The sequence below is a fragment of the Desulfobacteraceae bacterium genome, from assembly GCA_022340425.1.
Classification (GTDB): domain Bacteria; phylum Desulfobacterota; class Desulfobacteria; order Desulfobacterales; family JAABRJ01; genus JAABRJ01.
In genome coordinates this window covers 1-15,851 of the sequence record JAJDNY010000145.1, presented here as the reverse complement: position 1 = coordinate 15,851, position 15,851 = coordinate 1, and the positions used below count along the sequence as shown (strand labels likewise).

At 66.1% G+C, this 15,851-nt stretch carries 15 protein-coding genes; 8 read left to right on the top strand and 7 right to left on the bottom strand.

Features of this window, described 5'->3' with window-relative positions:
- Positions 1–396, top strand: a 396-nt coding sequence (locus LJE63_12525) for a nitrous oxide reductase accessory protein NosL (GenBank protein ID MCG6907431.1), incomplete at its 5' end; no start/stop codon positions are given.
- 22 nt (positions 397–418) lie between these two features.
- Here LJE63_12525 and LJE63_12520 read toward each other — a convergent pair.
- Positions 419–1,630, bottom strand: a complete 1,212-nt coding sequence (locus LJE63_12520) for a bifunctional 3,4-dihydroxy-2-butanone-4-phosphate synthase/GTP cyclohydrolase II (GenBank protein ID MCG6907430.1) — start codon at positions 1,628–1,630, stop codon at positions 419–421.
- Positions 1,631–1,912: 282 nt separating this feature from the next.
- Between LJE63_12520 and LJE63_12515 the strand changes: the two genes are divergently transcribed.
- Positions 1,913–3,253, top strand: a complete 1,341-nt coding sequence (locus tag LJE63_12515) for a M48 family metalloprotease (GenBank protein ID MCG6907429.1) — start codon at positions 1,913–1,915, stop codon at positions 3,251–3,253.
- A gap of 24 nt (positions 3,254–3,277) precedes the next feature.
- On the opposite strand, the gene LJE63_12510 is transcribed toward LJE63_12515, so the two are convergent.
- Positions 3,278–4,048 carry a hypothetical protein gene (locus LJE63_12510; protein MCG6907428.1) on the bottom strand — a complete coding sequence of 257 codons (771 nt, stop codon included), beginning with the start codon at positions 4,046–4,048 and terminating at the stop codon, positions 3,278–3,280.
- Positions 4,049–4,235: 187 nt separating this feature from the next.
- Here LJE63_12510 and nudC point away from each other — a divergent pair, with 187 nt between their 5' ends.
- The 5 genes from nudC to LJE63_12485 all read left to right on the top strand — a co-directional run bounded on the left by nudC (position 4,236) and on the right by LJE63_12485 (position 10,283).
- Positions 4,236–5,057, top strand: coding sequence for an NAD(+) diphosphatase (nudC, locus tag LJE63_12505; protein MCG6907427.1), 822 nt, complete (start codon positions 4,236–4,238; stop codon positions 5,055–5,057).
- Positions 5,058–5,104: 47 nt separating this feature from the next.
- On the top strand, positions 5,105–7,378 hold the full coding sequence (locus tag LJE63_12500; protein MCG6907426.1) for an acetate--CoA ligase family protein: 2,274 nt from the start codon (positions 5,105–5,107) through the stop codon (positions 7,376–7,378).
- Between the two features lie 77 nt (positions 7,379–7,455).
- A complete protein-coding gene (locus LJE63_12495; protein MCG6907425.1) occupies positions 7,456–8,262 on the top strand; it encodes a hypothetical protein in 807 nt (268 codons plus the stop codon).
- Positions 8,263–8,293: 31 nt separating this feature from the next.
- On the top strand, positions 8,294–9,277 hold the full coding sequence (gene glpX, locus LJE63_12490; GenBank protein ID MCG6907424.1) for a class II fructose-bisphosphatase: 984 nt from the start codon (positions 8,294–8,296) through the stop codon (positions 9,275–9,277).
- Positions 9,278–9,665: 388 nt separating this feature from the next.
- A complete protein-coding gene (locus tag LJE63_12485) occupies positions 9,666–10,283 on the top strand; it encodes a YkgJ family cysteine cluster protein (GenBank protein ID MCG6907423.1) in 618 nt (205 codons plus the stop codon).
- On the opposite strand, the gene LJE63_12480 is transcribed toward LJE63_12485, so the two are convergent.
- The 3 genes from LJE63_12480 to LJE63_12470 form a co-directional block, all read right to left on the bottom strand.
- Positions 10,280–10,699 carry an HIT domain-containing protein gene (locus LJE63_12480; protein ID MCG6907422.1) on the bottom strand — a complete coding sequence of 140 codons (420 nt, stop codon included), beginning with the start codon at positions 10,697–10,699 and terminating at the stop codon, positions 10,280–10,282. The genes LJE63_12485 and LJE63_12480 overlap by 4 nt on opposite strands.
- A gap of 62 nt (positions 10,700–10,761) precedes the next feature.
- The gene (locus LJE63_12475; protein ID MCG6907421.1) at positions 10,762–11,442 is read right to left on the bottom strand and encodes a metal-dependent hydrolase; all 681 of its coding nucleotides are present in this window, start codon (positions 11,440–11,442) and stop codon (positions 10,762–10,764) included.
- A gap of 73 nt (positions 11,443–11,515) precedes the next feature.
- Positions 11,516–13,375, bottom strand: a complete 1,860-nt coding sequence (locus LJE63_12470) for a M3 family oligoendopeptidase (GenBank protein MCG6907420.1) — start codon at positions 13,373–13,375, stop codon at positions 11,516–11,518.
- 170 nt (positions 13,376–13,545) lie between these two features.
- Here LJE63_12470 and LJE63_12465 point away from each other — a divergent pair, with 170 nt between their 5' ends.
- Positions 13,546–13,932: a hypothetical protein gene (locus tag LJE63_12465; GenBank protein MCG6907419.1), complete on the top strand. Its 387-nt coding sequence runs from the start codon at positions 13,546–13,548 to the stop codon at positions 13,930–13,932.
- 73 nt (positions 13,933–14,005) lie between these two features.
- On the opposite strand, the gene mutM is transcribed toward LJE63_12465, so the two are convergent.
- Both mutM and LJE63_12455 read right to left on the bottom strand, forming a co-directional pair.
- On the bottom strand, positions 14,006–14,839 hold the full coding sequence (gene mutM, locus LJE63_12460; GenBank protein MCG6907418.1) for a bifunctional DNA-formamidopyrimidine glycosylase/DNA-(apurinic or apyrimidinic site) lyase: 834 nt from the start codon (positions 14,837–14,839) through the stop codon (positions 14,006–14,008).
- Between the two features lie 30 nt (positions 14,840–14,869).
- Complete coding sequence (locus LJE63_12455) at positions 14,870–15,598, bottom strand: EI24 domain-containing protein (GenBank protein ID MCG6907417.1); 729 nt, start codon at positions 15,596–15,598, stop codon at positions 14,870–14,872.
- Between the last annotated feature and the right edge of the window lie 253 nt (positions 15,599–15,851).

The window sequence follows — 15,851 nt, the reverse complement described above, 5'->3', positions numbered from 1 at the left end:
CTCTGCGCCATGAAGGTGGTCAAATACCCCCGTTTTTCCTGCGCCATTCAACTCACGGACGGGCGTACCTTTTATTTCTGCAGCGCCGGCTGCATGATCCGCTCCTGGCTGCACCCCGAGTATTTCTTGGGGGTGCCGGCCGACGCGCTCCGGCGAGCGGTGGTGCGGGAGTATTTTTCGGGTGAACAGCTGGACGCCCATGTGCTGATCTGGGTGGCGGGCTCCGACGTGGTGGGGCCGATGGGGCCGGCGGTGGTGCCGTTGCGGGACGAACCGCGCTTGCTGGAGGCTTTCCGGCGGCGACACGGCGGCAGCGCCGGCTTTCGCCTGGGAGAGCTGACCGACGCCAAATGGCAGGCGCTCACCGGCCGGGAGGCGCTGCCCGCCGCGCCGTGAGCCTGCCGCCGCCGCCCCGGCGTCAGGTGGTGTCGATGTTCAGCAGGTGCCCCATTTTGAGTTTCTTACACTCCAGGTAGCAGCGGTTGTAGGTGTTGGGTCTGATCTCGATCGGTACCTGCTCCACAACGCTCAGGCCGTAGCCCTCCAGGCCGACGATCTTTTTGGGGTTGTTGGTGATCAGCCGCATTTTGCGCACCCCCAGGTCCACCAGGACCTGGGCGCCGATCCCGTAGTTGCGCAGGTCGGCCTTGAAGCCCAGCTCCTGGTTGGCCTCCACCGTGTCGAAGCCCTCGTTCTGCAGAACATACGCCTTGAGCTTGTTCACCAGCCCGATGCCGCGCCCCTCCTGACGCACGTAGAGCAGCACGCCGGCGCCAGCCTCTTCCATCATGGCCATGGCCTTGTGCAGCTGATCGCCGCAGTCGCAGCGCAGGGAGCTTAAGATGTCGCCGGTGAAACACTCCGAGTGCACCCGCACCAGCACCGGGCTGTCGGGGTCGATGGTGCCTTTGACCAGGGCGATGTGCTGGAAATTGTCCACGATGTTTTCATAGACGATGATCTTGAATTCCCCGCCGTAAAGCGTGGGGATGACCGATTCCGCCGCGCGGCGCACGAAAGATTCGGTCCCCATGCGGTATTCGATCAGGTCGGCGATGGTGCAGATCCCGATGCCGTGCGCCTCGCTGAATTTATCCAGGGCCGGCATGCGCGCCATGCTGCCGTCCTCATCCATGATTTCGCAGATCACCCCGGCGGGCTTCAGTCCCGCCAGGCGCGCCAGGTCCACCGCCCCTTCGGTCTGCCCGGCGCGCACCATGACCCCCCCGTTGCGGGCGCGCAGTGGAAAAACGTGGCCCGGCCGCACCAGGTCTTCCGGGCGCGCGTTGCCGGCCACGGCCGTCAGGATCGTGTGGGCCCGGTCGGCGGCCGAAATGCCGGTGGTCACTCCGCGGCGGGCCTCGATGGAGACGGTGAACCCGGTTTTGAATTGCGAGGTGTTGTGGCCGACCATCAGGGGCAGGTCGAGCGCGTCGAGCTTGGCGCCGGTCATGGGCAGGCAGATCAGGCCGCGGCCGTAGCGGGCCATGAAATTGATCGCCTGGGGGGTCACCTTTTCGGCGGCCATCATCAGGTCGCCCTCGTTCTCCCGATCTTCGTCATCCACCAGGATGACCATTTTGCCCGCTTTGACGGCTTCAATCGCCGCTTCGATAGTTAGATGCGCCATGGCTTCACCTCCCCCTCACCGGTGATCGGCCGGCACCCGGCGGTGCCGGTCCGGTTTTCAGATTTCCGAAACGATTTTAATCCCATTTCCCCGGGAGTGCAATCCAATTAAGAGTCAAATCTCAAAATGAGGTGTTCACCGCCGACGCCTTTGGCCATGGCGGTTGACACCCGCCGAGGGCTTTTTTATGATATAAAAAAACCGATCGCACCTATTTCCCTGGGAATCGGTCAGTGGGCAGGGCGTCGATTTCAGTATCGCCAAGATCAGGAGGCGTTTGACATGGTGACCACAGGAGGCGGGCGCCCGCTGACGGCGGTGCTCAGCCGACGGCAGTTCATCCGCTTGTCCGCGCTGGCGGCGGGCGGACTCTTGACCGGATGCGCGGTCAACCCGGTGACGGGCCGCTCCCAGTTGATGCTGGTCTCCGAGGACCAGGAGATTCAGCTGGACCGCCAGAATTCCCCCTACCAGTTTTCGTCCGATTACGGCGCCGTCCAGGACGCGGCCCTCAACCGCTACATCCACCAGACCGGTCTGAAATTGGCGACCCACACCCATCGCCCGCAGATGCCCTATTCCTTCCGCTGCGTCAACGCCACCTACGTCAATGCCTACGCCTTTCCCGGCGGTAGCATCGCCGCCACCCGCGGCATTCTTCTCAAACTGCAGAACGAGGCCGAGTTGGCCGCCCTGCTGGGCCATGAGCTGGGGCACGTCAACGCCCGCCACACCGCCGAGCAGATGTCCAAGGGGATGCTGACCCAAAGCCTGGTGGGGGGGCTGGCGATTGTCGCCGGCACCCAGAGCTCCGCCCTGGGGGAGCTGACCTCGCAGCTGGGAATGCTCGGTGCCGGGGCGCTGCTGGCCTCCTACAGCCGCGACAACGAACGCCAGGCCGACGCCCTCGGGATGGAATACCTGGCCCGGGCGGGGTACGGCAGCGAGGGCTTCGTCGGCCTGATGAACATGCTCAACACACTCTCCAAAGGCCATGCAAGCGCCACCGCGCTGCTCTTTTCAACCCACCCCATGAGCACCGAACGCTACCAGACCGCCCTGGCGATGGCCGGGGGCCAGTACCGCTACGCCGGCGGGCAACCCCTCTACCGCGAGCGCTACATGGACCACACCGCCGGCCTGCGGGCGATCCGGGGCGCCATCGAGGCCATGCAGAACGGCGAAAAGGAGATGGGCGCCCAGAATTACAGCGCTGCCGAAACTCAGTTCCGCTCGGCCCTGCGGGCGGCCCCCGGGGACTATGCCGGTCTCGTGCTGATGGCCAAATGCCAACTGGTCCAGAAGAAGTATGTCGAGGGCGCCCGCTACGCGGAATCGGCCCAGCAGGTCTATCCGGCGGAGGCCCAGGCCCACTATCTGGGCGGCTATGCGCGGCTTGCGAGCAAGGACTACGAGGGGGCTTATAAGGCCTTCACCCGCTACGACAGGCTGCTCAGCGGCAATCCCAACATCAGCTTTTTCAAGGGGTACGCATTGGAAGGCATGCAGCGCCGCAAGGAGGCTGCCGAGAATTACTACCGCTATCTGCAGGTGGTCCGACAGGGGGAGAAGGCCCAACACGCCCACCGGCGGCTGGTGGAGTGGGGCTATATCAAGAACTGAGTCCGCGCTGGTCGGCGCAGCGGATTAGCCGCCGCCCCTCAAGGTGCGCATCATCTCCACAATTTCCGCCGGGCGTCGCCGGTACAGGTCCCGGCAGAATTTTTTGATGGGGGCCTGGGCCTTTGCAACAGGCGGAAGGGTGGGGAAGACGGGCAGGCCCAGCGCATCGAAATCGATCTTTTCAAATGCCATGCGCTGATCGATCAGGGCGGTTTTGCCGTCGAAGCCGGACCCGAGAATATTGGCCCGCTCCTCTTGGATCACATCGAAGCGCTTGACGTACTGCAATAGCTGCGAGGGCGACGCCTGACGGTTGACACGGTCGATATCCGCGTTCAAACGGTCGCAGAATTTCCGTAAACTGGCGTAGTTGACGGTCACCCGCATCCGGCCTTTGATCTCGGGGTCCGGGATATAGCGGCCCAGCATGTATTCCTCCCGGACGGCATGCAAATCGCCGTAGGCGTCCAGGACCAGCTGGGTGAAAACCCCGCGGCGGGTCAGGGCGAAGGGCCAGTGGGGCGGCGGGCTCGGCGGCGGCGCGGCCGCGAATTCGTCCAGGGCCGCGCCCAGGGCCTTGCCCAGGCTGCGGGTTTCCACCTCGTCGAGCAGCAGCCGGCGCAGCAGGGCCGCGGCGCTGGCCACCCGGCGGGCTTTTTGATGCAGGCGCCGGGAGTGGGCATACAGCCGGTCGATCCGGCGCTCCAGTTGGGTGCGGGTGCCGAAGAAGTTTTCGGCCATGTCGGTGAGTACTTCCTCGGCCAGGGATTCGGATAAAAGCTCGCGCTGGTCCATGGACGACTCCCTTATCGCGTCACCGGGGGGCGTCGACGCCCCCCGGGCGCCAGGTGTGCGGCCGGCAGTTGAACGGTTGAAAGGCATCCCGTCCTGATTTTTATAACACTTTCAGCAACTCTTGAAAACCGCTATCCGGCCGGCAGCCGCCCCCGGGTTGGCGCGTGCTGGCCGAAGGGGGCCCGAAATGCCCTTTGAACCCGCCTTTATTGCCGGAATCCAGGCCACCGATCGGGCCTGGTGGTTTCTCTTCCGGGAAAACAAGCTCCTGGTCGACCTGCGCGGTGGCGGCGCGGCGATTCCCCGACAGGTCGATTTTGGGGGGGGGCTGCCCGGGCTGACCACTCCCCAGGGCCTTGGCCGGCTGAACGGGGACCCGGCCTATGCGGCCGCGCTGACCAACGGGGCGGGGATGCCCGCCGGGATGGCGTTTCGCTCCGTGCGCAGTCTTTTCGGGGATCTGCCCGACGAACTCCACCAGGCTGCGGGATACGCCTATCAGATCCTCGACTGGCGCCGCCGCCACCATTTCTGCAGCCGCTGCGGGGGGCCGCTGCAGGACAAGCCCGATGAGCGCGCCCGCCTGTGTCGAGGCTGCGATCTGACGGTTTACCCGCGCATCAACCCCTGCATCATCGTGGCCGTCGTCAAGGGTGAGGAACTCCTGCTGGTGCGCCGCCGCGGCATGGCGGCCGGCCGCTACAGCGTCGTTGCGGGCTACGTGGAGGCGGGCGAAACCCTGGAGGCCTGCCTGCGGCGCGAGGTGATGGAGGAGGCCGGTATCCGGGTCGACCGGATCGCCTACTTCGGCAGCCAGCCCTGGCCCTATTCCAGTTCCCTGATGGTGGCCTTTACGGCCGAATACGCCGGCGGCGTGATCCGCGCCGACGGCCGTGAGATCAGCCATGCGGGCTGGTTTCGGGCGCAATCCCTGCCGCCGGTGCCGGGCTGGGGCAGCATCGCCGGCCGGTTGATCGACTGGTTCGTGCGCCAGGCGCCAAAGTACTGATCGGCCCCGAAATTGTGCCGTTTGCGCAATTCCCCAAGAGGCCCCATATGCCCGAGACGCTCAACCCCGCCCTTTTGAAGGCCATCGATTCCCTGCTCGGCCGGGTTTACCTGCGCGGACGTCAGGTCCTCTACGAGCACGAGGTCTACCGCATCCTGGCGAAGTTGGGGATCGCCACCCCGGCCCACGTCTTCGTGCGCAAGGCGGCCCAAATCACCCCCGAAGTCCTGGCGCGCTTGCCCAGCCCGCGGGTGGTGCTCAAGGTCGCCGCCCCCGACATCACCCACAAGCTCAAGGCCGGCGGGGTGCGCATCGTCCACAAGGACCTGGACTTCATCCGCTACAGTTTCCAGCGCATGTGGGACGAACTCCAGGCCCGGGGGCATCTGCCCGACGGGATCCTGCTGGCGGCCTGGGAGGACTACGCCAAGGACTTGGGCAACGAGGTCCTGCTGGGGTTTCGTGAAAGCGACGCCTTCGGGCCGGTGATTTCCTTCAGCAAGGGCGGGTCCGATGCCGAGCACTTCGCCGAGAACTTCTCGCCACCCAACCTGATCCTGGCCCCCATCGACCGACAGTGGGCCCAGGCGCTGCTCAACTCCACCGCCATTCAGAAAAAATATCTGGCCGAGGGGCACACCGATTACGTCGCCAAAATCGTGGAGGCCGGCCTCAAACTGAGCCGCCTGGCCGTCGGTTTTTCCAATTTTTTCGACCATGGCACGCGCTTCGTGCTCCGCGAGTTCGAGATCAACCCCTTCGTCTTCGCAGCCGCGGGGCGCTTCATGGCCCTGGACGGCTTCGCCGCCTTCGCCCCTCGGGCGGCCGAAACGATCACCAGCCTGGCCGCGCCCGAAGGCGCCTTGACCCCCTTTTTCGAGCCCCAGGGCATCGCGGTCATCGGCGTCAGCGCCACGGACCCGGCCACCTCCGGCAACATCATCGTGCGCAACCTGCTGCAGATGAAGCGCAGCGATGTCTGCGCCGTCAATCCCAAAGGGGGCCGCCTGGATTTCGGGGAGCGGCGGCTGCCCATCAGCCCATCGCTGGCCGACATCCCCGCCCGGGTGGAGCTGGCCGTGGTGGCAGTGCCGGCCGAAAACACCGTGCCGGTGATGGCCGCCTGCGCCGAAAAGGGGGTCCGGGCGGTGATCCTGATTCCCGGCGGCTTCAGCGAGACCCGCAAGAACGCCGACATCGAGGCCCAGCTCCTGGCCATCGCTCACCGCAACGGGATCCGCATCATTGGCCCCAACTGCCTGGGCATCGTCTACAGCGGGGACGACGACGCCCCCGGACTGAACACCTTTTTCGTGCCCGAGGAAAAATTCCGCCTGAACCTGGCCAAGCCCAAAAACGTCGCGATCCTCAGCCAGAGCGGCGCTCTGGGCATCACCGAAATCTACAACCTGCGGCATGCCATCTCCCCCAAGGTCATCGTCAGCTACGGCAACCAGCTGGACGTGGACCCCGCCGACCTGATCGCCTACCTGGAGGGGGACCCCGCCGTGGATGTGATCGGCTGTTACATCGAAGGCTTCAAAAAAGGCGGCGGTCGCAAGTTTTTCAACACCGCGCGCCGCTGCACCAAACCGGTGATCGTCTACAAGGCCGGGCGCACCGAGGCCGGCCGGCGGGCCACCGAATCCCACACCGCCAGCATCGCCGGCGAGTACGCGGTGGCCAAGGCGGCCCTGAAGCAGGCCGGCCTGATCGTGACCGACACGATGCTCGACCACGGCGACTTCATCAAGACCTTCGCGCTCCTCAACGACTTCGAGGTGCGCGGCAACCGGCTGGCTATCGTCGCCAACGCCGGCTACGAAAAAACATACGCTGCCGACAATCTCGGCGGCCTGGAGGTGGCCCAGTTCGAACCGCAAACCGCGGCGCGCCTGCGGGCCATCCTGCCGCCGCTGGTGGCGGTCGAATCCCTGCTGGACCTGACCCCCATGGCCGGCGAGGACGTCTACGAGCGCTGCATCGACACGCTCCTGGGATCGGATGCGGTGGACGCCCTGTTCATTTCCATCGTACCCCACAGCATCGTCATCCACACCACCGATGACGAGATCGACCGCAACCGCGAGAACATCGCCGCGCGGATCGTGCGGCTGGTCCACCGCCACCGCAAACCCACGGTGGTGTCGGTCAACGTGGTTTCGGGGGCGGATGCGGTCTACAACAAGTTCGGCCAGATCCTGGACGCGGGCGGGGTCCCCACTTTTCTGACCGCCCAGCGGGCCATGGTCTGCTTAAACGCCTTCATCCGCTACCGCCTCACCAGGACTTCCGGGGCGCTCAGCGAATGGTTGAAGTGAACGTGGTCGGGGGGCCTGGGGCTGAATGGCGCGCCGCGGCCGCCGGGGGGGATGAGGATGCGGCCAAGGGAACTGTCATGAGGGGTCAACTGGTGCCGGGCAGCCGGGGGGCCGCTGTGGCCGGCCGCAAGAGCGCTTTCAAACCGGTCCGGCTTGAGGCGCCCCGGGCCATGGCCATGATCGGCCGGGTGCTCTTGGCCTTGCTGGCCGCCCTCTGGGTCACGGCCCCGGCCGCGGATGCCGGCGTAAGGGTTTACGACCGCGTCACCGCCGTGGGGTGCGCGGTGTTTATAGAGGTGGAAACCCGGCGTTTCGGCTTTCCCGAAGGCGGGACGCGGGTTCAACTCCATCTGGACGAACGCGCGCTGGGCGAGATTCTGACCGGCGCCGACGGCCGGGGCTATCTCAAATACACGCCGGGCGCCGCGGGTGAGCTGCGCCTCGCGGCCCGCTGGCGCAATTTCCAGGACAGCGGCCGCCTGCTGGTTCTAAAACCGGATGAAAAAGTTGTGGTGGTGGAGATCGACGCCGCCCTGCGAAGCCATCCGCTGGACCAGAGGCTGCGCGAGGGCGGCGCGGCGGCCCTGGAAAGTCTCAGCCGGCGCTTCCGCTTGATCTATCTGGAAAGTCCGCTGGGCGCCCTGGTCAACGAGAAGTGGTTGACCGATAGCGGCCTGCCCCAGACGGTCGTCCTGCGCAACCGCGGCGAAGCCACCTTCAAGCACCTGGCCGCCCACGGGGTCCGGCCATTTGCCGTGGTGGGCTCGGCCGGGCTGCTGGCCGCAGCCAAAGCGCATGTCGAAAAGCGCTTCAGCTTCGAGAAAACTGCCGACGGCGAGACCGTCGAGGATTGGCCGGCGCTCTTGGAGGCGCTGGCGCCCTGACCGCCCCAGCGGCGGCAGACTGGGAGGCAGGATGGAGTCACCCCAACGCAACCTGGCCCTGGACCTGGTGCGGGTGACCGAGGTCGCCGCGCTGGCCTCGGCCCGCTGGCTGGGCAAAGGCGCCAAAAAAGAGGGGGATGCGGCGGCCGTGGATGCCATGCGGCTTTCCTTCAACGCCCTGGAGATCGACGGCACCGTCATCATCGGCGAGGGTCAGAAAGACCAGGCCCCGATGCTCTTCAACGGCGAGAAGCTCGGCAGCGGCCGGGGCCCGCAAGTGGATGTGGCCGTGGACCCGGTGGAGGGCACCAACCTGCTGGCCCTGGGGCGCCCCAACGCCATTTCGGTGGTGGGCGTCTCCCCGGCGGGGACGATGTTCGACCCCGGGCCCAGCTATTACATGCAGAAGCTGGTGGTGCCGGCCGCGGCACGGGAGCGGATCGACCTGGATGCGCCCGTGGAGGACAACCTGCGAAACGTCGCCCGCGCGCTGGGCAAGGACGTCGACGACCTGGTGGTGTTCGTTCTGGACAAGCCCCGCCACCGCGAGTTGATCGCCCGCATCCGCCAGGCCGGTGCCCGGATTCAACTGCACACCGACGGGGACGTGGCCGGGGCTTTGATGGCGGTGGATCCCAATTCGGTGGTGAACGTGATGATAGGCACCGGCGGCACCCCCGAGGGGGTCTTGGCCGCCTGCGCCATCCGGGCGGTAGGCGGCGAGATGCTCTGCCGGCTGGACCCCCAGAGCCCCGCCGAAAAAGCGGCCCTGGCGGCCGCCGGCCTGGACCTGAGCGAAATTCTGGACGTCCGCAGGCTGGTCGCCAGTGAGGATGTCTTCTTCGCTGCCACCGGGATTTCGGGGGGCACCTTCCTGCGCGGGGTGGATTTCACCGGCAGCGGCGCGGTGACCCACTCCCTGGTGCTGCGCGCCAAGACCGGAACGGTCCGCTACATCGAATCCCACCACAACTGGAGTAAGCTGATGCGCTTCAGCGCGGTCAAATTCGATTAGCAACGCTGATCTTGATGAAGCGGCAAAAAGTCAAAAACCAGACGATTTCGAAAAAAGTTCAAGCTACGGCGCGCAAATCTCAGCGGCGTGAGGCCTACTTATGTACGCCGCAGCGACTTCGAGATGCAGCGCAAGGCAGAGATTGGGCTTTTTGCGGAACCGCCAATCTTGATGAATCAATAAAAAGTCAAAATCCAGACAGTTTCGTAAAAAGGTCAAGTTCAAGGCGCGCAAATCTCAGCGGCGTGAGGCGTACTTTATGTACGCCGCAGCGACTTCGAGATGCAGCGCAACGCAGAAATTGGCCTTTTTACGGAACTGTCAATCTTCAGGGGCCGGTCAGCCGGGCCTGGGGCAGGGAAGGATGTGGACGCAGAAACAGAGGCGCTTGACCGAAATTTATGCGGCTTACGAAGCCGCGGCGCAGGGGTTCAAGCAGGGGGCCGTCTGCCGCGCGGGCTGCGCCTTCTGCTGCACCCACCACGGACCGCTGGACATCCTGACCCTGGAGGGCTGCCTCATCCGGGCCTGGCTGGCGGCCCGGCCGCGCTCCCAGCGGGTCGCGCTCTCCGGGAAGATCGCCGAGAACCGGCGGCTCAAGGAAAACGGCCGGGCGGCACGCTGCCCCTTTCTGGACGGCCGCGACAACTGCCGGATCTACCCCCTGCGGCCGTTCAGCTGCCGCCAGCTCTATTCACTGCGGCCGTGCGGCGCCACCGGCCCAACCGTTCACCGCGCCGCCGTGGTCCTGGCGCAGAACACCGTGCAGCAGCTGCAGCGGCTGGATGAAACCGGCTACAGCGGCCACCTGACCTTCATCCTGACTCTGCTGGACCAGCCCGATTTCCGGCGCACCTACCGCGCGGGGGGTTTTGACCCCGGCCGGATCGCGGCCTTCGCCAAGTCCCACCGGATCGTCATCAACCGTCTGGTGGCCGCCTCAGGCGCCCCCGGCCCGACGCCGACCGACACTCGGCCACTCGCCGGCGGCGCCGATGGGGGCTAGTCCAGGGCCGCGGCGATGCGCTCGGCGGTCTTGGCGATGGCCGCCATGTCGCCGGGAGTCATGGTCCAGCTGGTAACGGGCAGGGGCGGTCCGTCGGCGGCCCGCGGCACCAGGTGCAGGTGGTAGTGCATCACCAACTGGTCGACGCCGCGGCCGTTGAGCTGCAGGGCGGCGACGCCCATCGGGTTGAGGGCCTTGCGGATGGCGGCGGCCACCTTGCGCGCGGCGCGGGCGACGGCGCCGATGTCCTCAGCGCTGATCTCCCAGATGTTTTCGGCGTGCGTTTTGGGAATCAGGAGGGTGTGGCCCTGGGCAATCGGGTTGATGTCGGCAAATGCCAGCACCCGCTCATCCTCGTAGATCTTGACGCAGGGCAGGGCTCCCGCCACGATCTTGCAGAAAACGCAGTCTTCCATCGATTTCTCCTTTCCCCTGATGTGTTTTTTCCCGGACCCGCACCTCCGGGCCGGGGAGGGTCTCAGAGCGTGATCCGCTCCCCCGGCCGCATCACCGTGACCCGGGCGCTGGTTTCGCGCGCCACCTGGGCCGCCCACAGCTCGGGGTCCTGCCGTATGACCTCGAAGGTGTCGTAGTGGATCGGCACCACCCGTTTGGGGGCGATCAGCTTCACCGCCCGCAGGGCGTCGGCCGGCCCCATGGTGAAATTATCCCCGATGGGCAGAATCGCCAGGTCGATGCCTTCCTCCCCGATCAGCTTCATGTCGTAAAACAGGCCCGTGTCGCAGGCGTGGTAGATTTTGCGGCCCTCGATGTAAAACAGGAAGCCGCACGGGGCGCCGCCATAGCTGCCGTCGGGAAGCATCGAGCCGTGCTGGGCGATGGTCAGCTTGACCCGGCCCCAGGGGTAGTCGAAGCCGCCCCCGATGTGCTGGGGGTGAAGCTTTTCCAAACCCTGGCGGGCCAGCCAGGTCTGGATTTCATAGTTGGAGATCACGGTCGCCCCGGTGCGCCGGGCGATTTCGACGGTGTCGCCGATATGGTCCCCGTGGCCGTGGGAGACCAGGATATAATCGGCCGCGGCCGCCGCGGCCGGGATCGGCGCGAGCGGATTGCCGGTGAAAAACGGATCGATCAAAAGCTTCGTCCGCTGCGTTTCCAGCTGGAAGCAGGCGTGACTGTACCAGGTGAGTTGGACCATTGTAAACCTCCTTTGTGCGGATGGGCGGGGCCGCGGTGGGCGGCGCCCGCTGCGTGACCCGCCGCCGTCCGGCTCAACCTTGCGGGCCGGCTGCGCGGGCCTCGGCCAGCAGTCGCCGGTAGCGCGTCAGGGGCGCCTTCAGGCTGTCGATGGCCGCCTCCCAGAACGCCGGCGCGCCCAGCTCCAGCCCCAGGGTCGCCCGGCAGACGTTCTCCACCGTGTCGCTGCCGGTGGCCTTCAGAAAATTTTCGTAGCGGGGCAGAAAGTCGCGGCCCTCGCTGCGGAAAAGGGCGGTCAGGGCGCGGGCCAACAGGAAGCCGAAGGTGTAGGGGAAGTTGTAGAAGCTGGTTTCGGTGATGTAAAAGTGCAGCTTGGAAGCCCAGAAATAGGGGTCGACACCGTCGGCCAGGAGACTGTCGCCGTAAATCCGGCGCTGGGTGTCGCACATCAGCGCCTTCAGGCGCGAAACCGACACCTCGCCACGGCCGCGCTCCGCGTAGAAGGCCTTTTCAAACTCGAAACGGGTGGTGATGTCCAGCAGCAGGACCGCCGCCCCCGAGAGGGCTTCGTCCAGCATCAGCAGCTTCTGCTTCGGGGGAATCTGCGGGTCGCGGTGGATGCCTTCGGCCAGCAGGCTTTCGGCAAAAATGGAGGCGGTTTCGGCTAGGGTCATGGGGTAGTGCCGGGCCAGGGGCCGCAGGTCGCGCAGCAGGTGGCTGTGCCAGGCGTGGCCGACCTCATGGGCCAGGGTGGTGATGTTGCCCAGGGTGCCGCCGAAGGTCATGAAGATCCGCTGCTCCCCGGTCAGCGGAGAGTCGGTGCAGAAGGCGCCGGGGCGCTTGCCGGGGCGCGCTTCGGCCTCTATCCAGCGCGCGTTCAGCATACTGCGAAAGTAGGCGCCCAGATCGGGGTAGCCCCTGGCAAAAGACGCCGCCACCTTGGCGGCGGCCTGCGACCAGCTGTAGAGGCCTGTGTCCGCCAGCGGCAGGGGGGCTTCGCGCTCGAAGAACCAGATGCCCGTGCGGTCCATGAATCCGGCCTTGGCCCGCAGGATCGCGCGCGCGGTGTCGATCCGGCCGTGGATGGCCGTGTACATGGCCTCCAGGGTGTCGCGCCGGATGCCGGCCTGGAAGAGGGCGCGGTCGAGGAAATCGGCGATCCCGCGGTGGCGGTTTAAGGTCAGGCGCGTGCCGGCGATGGCGTTCAGGGCCGCTGCGCAGACGTCGGCGATGCCGGCCCAGGCCCGGTTGCCGCCGGCAAACGCCGCCTGCCCGATGGCCCGGTTGGGGTCCGACATCAGGCTGCGCCACTGGGCAATCGGGCGGCGTTCGGTTTGGCCGCTTTTGTCGACAAACTCGAAGCTCAGCTTGCCGGTGATCCCGTCGTAGAGCCGCCCCCAGGCGTCGAGGCCGTCGACGCCGAGATCGGCGGCCAGGATCTCTTCGGCGCTGGACATGCTGAAGGCCGCCCGCTGGCGCACCCGGCCCAGGGCGTGGGCCACCGGCTTGAGTTTGGCACGGGCGATGAAGGCCTCGAAAAGCGCGGGTTCCACCGGTTTGAAGGCCCCCAGCAGGGCGACATCGCACTTTTCAAACTCGGCCCACAGGCGGGCGATTGCTGCGCGCTCGCGGGCATAGGCCTCGTCCCCGGCGTGGGCCGCCGTCAGACAGTCGAGGTAGGCCGAAAGGTGCGCCAGGCGGCTTTGGACCTCTTCGGCGGCCAGCACGATCGTCTCCCAGGCATCGGCGCTTGCCTGCTCCAGGGGCCCCAGCGCCTCCGCTTCGCGGGCCAGGGAGGTGATGTCCGCGGTCAGGGCCGTTTTGAAGCGCCGCATCTCGGGGCCGTCCAAGGACGGGAAAAACCCGGTCAGGTCCCAGGTCACGCCATGGGCCGTCGCGGTCACCTGCTCCGGCGGGTTTGGGTTGGATGCCATTTTCGCTGCCCCCCACTGCCTTTCAGAACTCCCGGGTTTTTTTACGGCGCGCCGCCCGAACCGCGGCCGCTTACTGTCCGTCGGCTTGACACCGACTTCTCTTTTGTCTATTTTGCTGAAATTAAAGTCAATAGTTTTAAACGCAGATGCGAGCGGAAGGATCAGCTGAAATGGATGACTGGATTCCCTTTGACGAGGGCGACTATATTGTGGAGCGGGCCTGGCTGGTAAACGATTCCGATCAGGCGGCGCCGCTGGAGGACGCGGTTGTCCAGATCTTTGCCGATCGGCAGGGCCGCCGCCACCTGAAGGGCTACGGCCGCATCCGCAACGTCGAGGTGGTGGCGCTCCTGGAGGACAGCGACGACCTGGACCTGCTGCTGGACTTGGGCGCTGAATTCAAATTTCTGCTCAAAAGGCCGCTGCTAAAATCCGGCAAGGTCTTTGCCCCCGACATCAAATCGACCTTTCAGTTCAACCCCGTCACCCCGTGGGAGGAACTCTCGGCCGAGCGCTTCGCCCAGTTGACCGGACGCCTGCAGCTTCTCACCGTCTGAAAGACCCCCGGGCGGGGGCCTGCGCCCCGCCCCTAAAGGCCTTGTGCCGGAAGCTCCCGACGCTTCACGGTCGCTATGGCGCGGTTTGGCAGCGCGGGCAGATGTGGGTGCTGCGCTGGCCGACGATGATGCGGGCGATGGGGCTGCGGCAGCGGGGGCAGGCCAGACCGGTGCGCCGGAAGACCCTCAGGGCTTCGCGGTTGCTGCCCGGCTTTTCCCCAATGGAGTTGAAATTGGACTGGCCGGCGCCCAGGGAGGTGCCGTTGTTGCGCAGCCCCCGCCGCAGCACCTTGCGGATGGCGCGGTGCAGGGCGACGACCTCGTCTGCGGCCAGGGAGTCCGAACGGCGGCAGGGATGCAGGCGGGCGTCCCAGAGGGCCTCGTCGACGTAGATGTTGCCGAGCCCGGCGATGAAGCTCTGGTCCAGCAGGAGGGGTTTAAGGCTGCGCTTGCGCCCGCCCAGACCCTCGGCCAGGCGGCGGGCGGTGAAGCCCCGCGCCAGCGGCTCGGGGCCCAATCGGCCCAACCGCTCACCGGCCTTCGCCACCAGGTACATGCGCCCGAACTTGCGCGGATCGTGGAAGCGCAGCTCTCGGCCGTCGTCCAGGGCGATGATCACGTGCTGGTGGGGGGAGAGCTCGCCCCCGCCGGCCATCAGCAGCAGCCGGCCGCTCATGCGCAGGTGAACCAGGAGGTGCAAGTCTGGGGCGAGGTCGAAGACGATGAACTTGCCCCGGCGCCGGATGCCGCTGATCCGCCGGCCGCTGAGGCGTTCGGTGAATTCGCAAACATTCAGGCCGGCCACGCTGCGCGGCCAGTAGACCGCAACGGCCGTGACGGCCGCGCCGGGCAGGCCGGCCGCCAGCAGGTCGTCCACTATGGTTTGCACTTCAGGCAGCTCGGGCATGCGCACACCCTTGGGCAGGTCTTGCGGGCGTCATCGTTCTCGGTCGGCATCGTCGCGGTCGAGGAAATAGAGGGTGCCCCCGACGGGTGCAAACGAGAGCACCAGGACATTCAGCAGCGGGACCAAAAACAGCAGGCCGAAGCCCAGGTGGAAGGGCAGTGCCCGCAGGAAGAGGCGAAACCGCTCCCCGAAGGGCAGCAGCCGGCGCGCCGGTACAAGGTCGGTGGCATCCCAGGCGAGAAAGGCGCCCGCCACCAGCGGGGCGGCCACCGTCAAGACCGGACCCAGGGGGGTCAACCAGGCCAGGACGGTCAAGACCAGGGTGAGCACCACCGGGAAAACGCTGCGCGGGATCTCCTGGCGCAGCAGGTGGAAAAAATGGCTAAAAAGCGGCCGCTGGGTGGGCTCGCGGGCCGCGCCGCGCACCCGGACCTCCGTCAGGCGGGACATGGCGTCCATGATGACCACGCTGAAGAGGATCTGGGAAACGATGTAGGCCGCCAGCGCCGACACCCCCAGCAAGAGCAACCCCAACAGCCAAGAAAAAAGATGCCACAGCCAGATCAGCCACATACTGGCGGGGCGCGTCCAGATCAGGGCCAGGATCTCGTCATGGTATACCAGCACCAGGCTCGCGGCGGCGACGGTCAAAACCAGCACGGCCGCCAGGCGCACCAGTCCCAGGATCAAAAGCCGGGGGGTTCGCAGGCCCAGCATCAACCCCCTCAGGTTGTAAACGATGCCACTGAAAAAACCCATGTCGGCCTCGGCTCCTCTTTACGGCGCCAGGCAGGGGGGCCGCCAGGCGTCGGGTTTGCCAGGGGGCAATGCCACGCGGCCGGGCTCCCTGCACGATGGCTTACCTGACCAAGTTTGATGAAGCGGTAAAAAGTCAAAAACCAGACGGTTTCGTAGAAAGCTCAAGTTACGGCGCGCAAATCTCAGCGGCGTGAGGCGTACTTATGTACGCCGCAGCGACTTCGAGATGCAGCGCAACGCAGAAATTGGCCTT

What these genes read in the sequence shown, in the direction of transcription:
- LJE63_12465 (MCG6907419.1), top strand. Translation starts at nt 13,546, where the DNA reads ATGGATGACTGGATTCCCTTTGACGAGGGCGACTATATTGTGGAGCGG.
- LJE63_12470 (MCG6907420.1), bottom strand. Translation starts at nt 13,375, where the DNA reads ATGGCATCCAACCCAAACCCGCCGGAGCAGGTGACCGCGACGGCCCAT.
- LJE63_12475 (MCG6907421.1), bottom strand. Translation starts at nt 11,442, where the DNA reads ATGGTCCAACTCACCTGGTACAGTCACGCCTGCTTCCAGCTGGAAACG.
- LJE63_12510 (MCG6907428.1), bottom strand. Translation starts at nt 4,048, where the DNA reads ATGGACCAGCGCGAGCTTTTATCCGAATCCCTGGCCGAGGAAGTACTC.
- glpX (MCG6907424.1), top strand. Translation starts at nt 8,294, where the DNA reads ATGGAGTCACCCCAACGCAACCTGGCCCTGGACCTGGTGCGGGTGACC.
- LJE63_12520 (MCG6907430.1), bottom strand. Translation starts at nt 1,630, where the DNA reads ATGGCGCATCTAACTATCGAAGCGGCGATTGAAGCCGTCAAAGCGGGC.
- nudC (MCG6907427.1), top strand. Translation starts at nt 4,236, where the DNA reads ATGCCCTTTGAACCCGCCTTTATTGCCGGAATCCAGGCCACCGATCGG.
- LJE63_12495 (MCG6907425.1), top strand. Translation starts at nt 7,456, where the DNA reads ATGAGGGGTCAACTGGTGCCGGGCAGCCGGGGGGCCGCTGTGGCCGGC.
- LJE63_12455 (MCG6907417.1), bottom strand. Translation starts at nt 15,598, where the DNA reads ATGGGTTTTTTCAGTGGCATCGTTTACAACCTGAGGGGGTTGATGCTG.
- LJE63_12515 (MCG6907429.1), top strand. Translation starts at nt 1,913, where the DNA reads ATGGTGACCACAGGAGGCGGGCGCCCGCTGACGGCGGTGCTCAGCCGA.
- LJE63_12480 (MCG6907422.1), bottom strand. Translation starts at nt 10,699, where the DNA reads ATGGAAGACTGCGTTTTCTGCAAGATCGTGGCGGGAGCCCTGCCCTGC.
- LJE63_12500 (MCG6907426.1), top strand. Translation starts at nt 5,105, where the DNA reads ATGCCCGAGACGCTCAACCCCGCCCTTTTGAAGGCCATCGATTCCCTG.
- mutM (MCG6907418.1), bottom strand. Translation starts at nt 14,839, where the DNA reads ATGCCCGAGCTGCCTGAAGTGCAAACCATAGTGGACGACCTGCTGGCG.